7 protein-coding genes are annotated in these 6644 nt (G+C 70.7%); 5 read left to right on the forward strand and 2 right to left on the reverse strand.

Annotated features, from left to right (window positions below; all coding sequences use genetic code 11):
* Window positions 1-656: SidA/IucD/PvdA family monooxygenase (locus ABZ078_RS43880; RefSeq protein ID WP_356584222.1), on the reverse strand; the 656-nt coding region annotated here is incomplete at its 3' end.
* Between the two features lie 261 nt (window positions 657-917).
* Here ABZ078_RS43880 and ABZ078_RS43885 point away from each other — a divergent pair.
* From ABZ078_RS43885 to ABZ078_RS43900, 4 genes are all read left to right on the forward strand, one after another.
* On the forward strand, window positions 918-1865 hold the full coding sequence (locus tag ABZ078_RS43885; RefSeq protein WP_356584224.1) for a methionyl-tRNA formyltransferase: 948 nt from the start codon (window positions 918-920) through the stop codon (window positions 1863-1865).
* A 226-nt stretch (window positions 1866-2091) separates the two neighbouring features.
* Window positions 2092-3270 carry an MFS transporter gene (locus ABZ078_RS43890; protein WP_356584234.1) on the forward strand — a complete coding sequence of 393 codons (1179 nt, stop codon included), beginning with the start codon at window positions 2092-2094 and terminating at the stop codon, window positions 3268-3270.
* Window positions 3271-3319: 49 nt separating this feature from the next.
* Window positions 3320-3709 (forward strand): VOC family protein, encoded by a 390-nt coding sequence (locus ABZ078_RS43895; protein WP_356584226.1) that lies wholly within the window; start codon window positions 3320-3322, stop codon window positions 3707-3709.
* Window positions 3710-3801: 92 nt separating this feature from the next.
* The gene (locus ABZ078_RS43900) at window positions 3802-4542 is read left to right on the forward strand and encodes a maleylpyruvate isomerase family mycothiol-dependent enzyme (protein WP_356584228.1); all 741 of its coding nucleotides are present in this window, start codon (window positions 3802-3804) and stop codon (window positions 4540-4542) included.
* 40 nt (window positions 4543-4582) lie between these two features.
* On the opposite strand, the gene ABZ078_RS43905 is transcribed toward ABZ078_RS43900, so the two are convergent.
* Entirely contained in the window at window positions 4583-4960 is a 378-nt protein-coding gene (locus ABZ078_RS43905) for a MarR family transcriptional regulator (RefSeq protein ID WP_356584230.1), read from the reverse strand.
* A gap of 86 nt (window positions 4961-5046) precedes the next feature.
* Here ABZ078_RS43905 and ABZ078_RS43910 point away from each other — a divergent pair, with 86 nt between their 5' ends.
* The gene (locus tag ABZ078_RS43910) at window positions 5047-6564 is read left to right on the forward strand and encodes an MFS transporter (RefSeq protein WP_356584232.1); all 1518 of its coding nucleotides are present in this window, start codon (window positions 5047-5049) and stop codon (window positions 6562-6564) included.
* Window positions 6565-6644 lie beyond the last annotated feature (80 nt).

A 6644-nucleotide genomic window follows, 5' to 3' on the forward strand; every position in this document is an offset into this window, starting at 1 on the left:
GCGGCGCTCTGTCCGGCGCCCACGACGACGAACCGGGAGGGCGAGGTGCCCGTCAACTCGTCGACCTTCGCCAGGAGGTCGGAGTTGTGCCACAGGCGGTCGCCGCGCTCCACGCCCTCCGGCATGAGGGGGCGCAGACCGGTGCCGACGACCAGGTTGCGGGCCCGGTGGACGGCGAGTCCCTCCCCCGAACGGACGGTCACGTCCAGGTACTCCACGGCTCCGTCGCGCACGACCGGCATGACGCCGACGACTTCGTGGCCGTAGGAGACCATGTCGTCGACCTTGTCGGCGGCCCACTCGAAGTAGTCGTGGAACTCCACCCGCAGCGGGAAGAGGTTCTTGTGGTTGATGAAGTCGATCAGCCGTCCCTTGCTCTTGAGGTAGCACAGGAAGCTGTACTCGCTGGCGGGGTTCCGGAGCGTCACCAGGTCCTTGAGGAAGGACACCTGCATGGTCGCGTCGTCGATGAGCATGCCTCGGTGCCAACCGAAGCGCGGCTGCTGCTCGAAGAAGTGAGCGGTGACCGCTTCCTCCCTGCCGGCGCGTGCGTTGTGCTCGCTGAGCGCGATCGCCATGGCCACGTTGGACGGCCCGAAGCCGATACCAATGAGGTCGTGGATCAAAGGGGCGTCGCCAGGACGAGCCTGTGCCATGTCACTCCCATCGTGCGGCGGCCGCCCGCGGAGGCGGGCAGCCGTGGGTCGAGCCTCGGGAAGTACGGAAGATGGGCACGCCAAGAGCCACGGCCCAAAACTTAGGTAAGGCTAAGCTCATCCTCCAAGGCTGTCCATAGACAAAACGGACAGCCCGGAACAGGCGGTAATCTCAACGCGCCTCCCAGTCGCCCCCGTTGACCACTTAGGTAAGCCTTGCTTTACTGATCACGGCAATTCCCTGTCTCGAGGAGGATCCCCATGCGGGTCGTCATGTTCGGCTACCAGACCTGGGGGCACCGCACCCTGCAAGCCCTCCTGGACTCCGAGCACGACGTGGTCCTGGTCGTGACACACCCCAAGAGCGAGCACGCGTACGAGAAGATCTGGAGCGACTCGGTCGCCGACCTCGCCGAGGAGAACGGCGTTCCGGTGGTGATCCGCAACCGCCCTGACGACGACGAGCTGTTCGCGCGCCTCAAGGAGGCCGACCCGGACATCATCGTGGCCAACAACTGGCGTACGTGGATTCCGCCGCGCATCTTCGACCTGCCGCGCCACGGCACGCTGAACGTGCACGACTCGCTGCTGCCGAAGTACGCCGGCTTCTCCCCGCTGATCTGGGCGTTGATCAACGGCGAACCCGAAGTGGGCGTCACCGCGCACATGATGAACGACGAGCTCGACGCCGGCGACATCGTGCGACAGGAAGCGGTACCGGTCGGCCCGACGGACACCGCCACCGACCTCTTCCACAAGACCGTCGACCTCATCGCCCCGGTCACCATCGGCGCGCTCGACCTCATCGCCTCCGGTCAGACGGAGTTCACCAAGCAGGACCGCTCCCAGGCCAGCTTCTTCCACAAGCGGTCCCTCGAGGACAGCCGGATCGACTGGACCTGGCCCGCGGCGGACCTGGAGCGCCTGGTGCGCGCCCAGTCCGAGCCGTATCCCAGCGCCTACACCTTCCACAAGGGCAAGCGGCTGGAGGTCCTGGCGGCCGTCGTCTCCGAGGGGCGTTACGGCGGCACCCCCGGCCGCATCTTCTACCGCGAGGGCGAGGGCGTGGTGATCGTCGCCGGATCCGACGCCCGCACCGGCCGCAACCACGGCCTCGCCATCACCCGCGTACGCACCGAGGACGGCCGCGAACTGCCCGCGACCGAGTACTTCACCTCGATGGGCGGCTACCTGACCAACCAGCCCTGACCGCCGCTCCCCCGGCTCTTTCGAGCATGCTCGCCCCGGTACGGTCCCGGGGCGGGCAGGGCATCGCCGTCCTACGGATCATCGACTCGTGGGGCGGCGATCGCCTTGTCAGCTCCGGGAATCGAAAGCGCCATGACACCGGCCGAACCATCACCTTGCCGCAGTACGGCACCCCACCTAGCCTGACTTTGTGCCGCAAATAAACAAAGCCCGCGTCCACAATGCCGTGCCGGGCGCCGGCGGTGACCTCACCCGCCTCCGTATCGCCATCACCGTCTTCTTCGCCCTCGACGGCTTCCTGTTCGCCGGCTGGGTCGTCCGGATCCCCGCCATCAAGGAGCAGACCGGCGCCTCCGCCGGCACCCTGGGCCTCGCCCTCCTCGGCCTCTCCGCCGGTGCGGTGGTCACGATGATGCTCACCGGTCGCCTGTGCCGTCGCTACGGCAGCCACCCGGTCACCGTCGTCTGCGCCGTACTCCTCTCCCTCAGCGTCACCCTGCCCCCGCTCACCCACTCCGCACCGGCCCTCGGCGCGGTGCTGCTCCTCTTCGGCGCCGCGTACGGCGGGATCAACGTCGCCTTCAACAGTGCCGCCGTGGACCTGGTCACCGCGCTGCGCCGGCCCGTCATGCCCAGCTTCCACGCCGCCTTCAGCCTGGGCGGCATGATCGGCGCGGGTCTCGGCGGACTGGTCGCGGGGGCCCTCTCCCCCACCCGGCACCTGCTGGGCCTCGCCGTGATCGGGTTGACGGTGACCGCCGTGGCCGGCCGCACGCTGCTGCGCCACGAACCACCCGCGGCCTTCGGACCCGTACGTCCCGGGACCGGAACGCCACGCACTCTGGACCCCCGAACGCGGGGACTGGTCATCGTCTTCGGGCTGATCGCCCTGTGCACGGCCTACGGCGAAGGCGCCATGGCCGACTGGGGCGCCCTGCACCTCGAACAGGACCTCGCCGCCTCACCGGGTGTCGCCGCCGCCGGCTACTCCTGCTTCGCGCTGGCCATGACCGTCGGCCGCCTCACCGGTACGACTCTCCTCGAACGGCTCGGCCACGGCCGTACCGTCGTCGCGGGCGGTGCCACCGCGGCGGCCGGGATGCTGCTCGGCTCGCTCGCGCCCTCCCTGTGGGCGGCACTGCTCGGCTTCGCGGTGACCGGGCTCGGGCTCGCCAACCTCTTCCCCGTCGCCGTGGAACGCGCGGGCACCCTCGCCGGCCCGAGCGGCGTCGCCATCGCCTCGACCCTCGGTTACGGCGGCATGCTCCTCGGACCGCCCGCCATCGGCTTCATGGCGGACTGGCTCTCCCTGCCCGTCGCCCTCACCAGCGTCGCCGCACTGGCGGCGATCGCCACGCTCATCGCGGTCGCGACCCGGCACGCCGCCGCGAACCCGCCACGCTGACGGGGCCGCCCCGTTGTCCGCCGCCGAAACCGCTGCGCATGATGGCCGGATGGCGCGACTCCACGACATCGTGATCGACTGTGCCCACCCTGCCGCCACCGCCCGGTTCTGGGCCGGCGCCCTCGACGGTTACGCGGTCGCCCCCTATGACGACGCCGAGCTGGCACGCCTGCGCGCGCAGGGCATCACCGACCCGGAGGACGATCCGACGGTCCTCGTGGAGGCGAGCGGCGGCGGCCCCCGGCTGTGGTGCCAACTCGTGCCGGAGTCGAAGCGTGCCAAGAACCGCCTGCATCTGGACCTGGTCGCGGCCGCCCCGGAAACCGAGGTCGGTCGCCTCGTCGGACTGGGCGCGACCGTCGTGGCCCACCACGACGACCACCACGTCCTGGCCGATCCGGAGGGCAACGAGTTCTGTCTGTACGCCCTTCAGCCGTGAGCCTCCCGCAGTTGCGGATGCCGCAGCCGCGAACGCCTTTCGATACCCCTGGCCTTGCCTTCGACCGCACTCCATCCGACACACTCGCCCCCATGGAGACAGCCGACTTCGTTCGAACCCTGACCCGCGAGGGTCTACTGCTGGCCGCGGCCGCCGAAGAGGCCGGGGCGGACGCCAAGGTGCCGACCTGCCCGGGGTGGCAGGTGCGGGACCTGCTGCGGCACACGGGGATGGTGCACCGCTGGGCGGCGGCGTTCGTCGCCGAGGGGCACACCTCCCACCACCCCTCCGGCGGCCTGCCGGACCTCGACGGCGCCGAACTGCTCGCCTGGTTCCGGGAGGGACACCGCCACCTGGTCGGGACGCTGACCGACGCTCCCGCCGACGTACAGTGCTGGCACTTCCTGCCCGCCCCGTCCCCGCTCGCGTTCTGGGCGCGCAGACAGGCCCACGAGACGACCGTGCACCGCTTCGACGCGGAGGCGGCGCGCGACGGGACGCCGAGCGAGATCGACGCCGGCTTCGCGGCCGACGGCATCGACGAGTTGCTGCGCGCCTTCCACGCCCGCCCCAAGAGCCGGGTCCGCAGCGCCGAGCCCCGGGTGCTGCGGGTGCGGGCGACGGACACCGACGGCGCCGTGTGGACCGTACGGCTGTCGCAGGAGCCGCCGGTGACCGAGCGGAGCGATGCCGGACCGGCCGACTGCGAGATCGCCGGGCCTGCCTCGCAGCTGTACCTGTCGCTGTGGAACCGGCTGCCCTTCCCCGAGGTCACCGGCGACGCCTCGGTCGCCGCGCTGTGGCGGGAGAACTCCGCCGTCACCTGGAGCTGAAGCGGTCACCGGGAGCCGAGCTCCTCCCGGCGCACGCCGGTCAGTTCGCCAGCATCCGTGTCAGCACCGCACGCTGCACCGGCAGTACCTCGCCGTGCAGCGTGCGCCCCTTCGCCGTGAGCGCCACCTTCACGCCCCGACGGTCCTCCGGGCACATGCCGCGCTCGACGAGCCCGTCCTTCTCCAGCCGGGCGATCAGCCGCGACAGCGCGCTCTGACTCAGATGGACGCGCTCGGAGATCTCCTGGACGCGGTACGCGCAGGAGCCGCCGGCCAGCACGTCCAGGACCTCGAAGTCGCTGGCGCACAGGCCGTGCCGGTGCAGTGCGCGGTCGAGTTCGCACTGCGTGCGCGCGTGCAGCGCCAGGATGTCCCGCCACTGGTCCACGAGCGCCTGCTCGGCCTTCTTCGCCGCCATGGGGCGCACCGTAGCAGAAAGCGAAGTTTGTTGCATCGGAATTAAATGCGCTTGCATTTCATGCATGCGCATGTAGCCTCCTCGGCATGACCTCTCCGCTCAACACCCCCGCGGCGCCGTCGTCGGAGGTTCGCTGGACCCCCCGGCTGTGGGGCACTCTGCTGGTGCTCTGCGCCGCGATGTTCCTGGACGCGCTGGACGTGTCGATGGTCGGCGTCGCCCTGCCGTCCATAGGCGCCGACCTGGGCCTGTCCACCTCGACCCTGCAATGGATCGTCAGCGGCTACATCCTGGGCTACGGCGGCCTGCTCCTCCTCGGCGGACGCACCGCCGACCTGCTGGGCCGACGCCAGGTGTTCCTGGTGGCCCTCGGCGTCTTCGCGCTCGCCTCCCTGCTCGGCGGGCTCGTCGACTCGGGTCCGCTGCTGATCGCCAGCCGCTTCGTCAAGGGCCTGGCCGCCGCCTTCACGGCGCCCGCCGGCCTGTCCATCATCACCACGACCTTCGCCGAGGGCCCGGTGCGCAACCGCGCGCTCGCGATCTACACCACCTGCGGCGCCACCGGCTACTCGATGGGGCTGGTCTTCTCCGGCCTGCTCACCGAGGCCAGTTGGCGCCTCACCATGCTGCTGCCGGCGCCCGTCGCGCTGATCGCCCTGTTCGTCGGACTGAAGCTGCTGCCGCGCAGCGAGCGCGAGCGTGCGGAGGGCGGTTACGACATCCCCGGCGCCGTCCTCGGCACCGCCTCGATGCTGCTGCTCGTCTTCACCGTCGTCGAGGCGCCCGAGGTGGGCTGGGGCTCGGCGCGCACGGTCCTGTCCTTCGTCGCCGTCGCCGTCCTGCTGGCCGCCTTCGTGGCCGTCGAGCGGCGCAGTCCGAGCCCGCTGATCCGGCTCGGGGTGCTGCGCTCCGGTCCCCAAGTGCGGGCGCAACTGGGTGCGTTGACGTTCGTCGGCAGCTACATCGGCTTCCAGTTCCTGGTCACGCTGTACATGCAGCAACTGCTCGGCTGGTCGGCGCTGCACACCGCGCTGGCCTTCCTGCCGGCGGGCGCGCTCGTGGCGCTGTCGGCGACGAAGGTCGGGACGATCATCGACCGGTTCGGGACGGCACGCCTGATCGCGATCGGCTTCGCCCTGATGGTCGCCGGCTACGTCCTGTTCCTGCGCATCGACCTCGACCCGGTCTACGCGGCGGTGATCCTGCCCACCATGCTGCTGGTCGGCTCGGCCTTCGCGCTGACCTTCCCCTCGCTCAACGTCCAGGCCACCAACGGCGTGGACGAGCACGAGCAGGGCATGGTCTCGGGTCTGCTCAACACCTCGGTCCAGGTGGGCGGCGCGCTATTCCTGGCCGTCGTGACGGCGGTGCTGACCGCCAACGCGCCCGAGGAGCCCGCGTCGCCGCAGGCCGTGCTCGACAGCTACATGCCCGCCCTCGTCGTCATCACGGTGATCGCCGTGGCGGGCCTGCTGATCTCGGCCACCGGCCTGCGCACCCGTCGCGGGCAGCGGACCGTCGTCGTCGCCAAGTCGACCGTGACGGAGGCGGAGGCGGAGGCGGAGGCGGCGGAGGAACCGGAACGCGTGGCGGTCCGCGACTAGGAACCTGTCGTCACATTCCCGTCGTGGGGGCGGGGGGGGCGCCGCGGTGCGCCCGCGCGGGCGCCGGTTGGCGGGACAAC

Source organism: Streptomyces sp. NPDC006385, assembly GCF_040612485.1.
Lineage (GTDB): Bacteria > Actinomycetota > Actinomycetes > Streptomycetales > Streptomycetaceae > Streptomyces.

Bases quoted from the DNA above. Each gene is read 5' to 3' on its own strand.
- ABZ078_RS43885 (WP_356584224.1), top strand. From the start codon at position 918: ATGCGGGTCGTCATGTTCGGCTACCAGACCTGGGGGCACCGCACCCTG.
- ABZ078_RS43895 (WP_356584226.1), top strand. From the start codon at position 3,320: ATGGCGCGACTCCACGACATCGTGATCGACTGTGCCCACCCTGCCGCC.
- ABZ078_RS43900 (WP_356584228.1), top strand. From the start codon at position 3,802: ATGGAGACAGCCGACTTCGTTCGAACCCTGACCCGCGAGGGTCTACTG.
- ABZ078_RS43905 (WP_356584230.1), bottom strand. From the start codon at position 4,960: ATGGCGGCGAAGAAGGCCGAGCAGGCGCTCGTGGACCAGTGGCGGGAC.
- ABZ078_RS43910 (WP_356584232.1), top strand. From the start codon at position 5,047: ATGACCTCTCCGCTCAACACCCCCGCGGCGCCGTCGTCGGAGGTTCGC.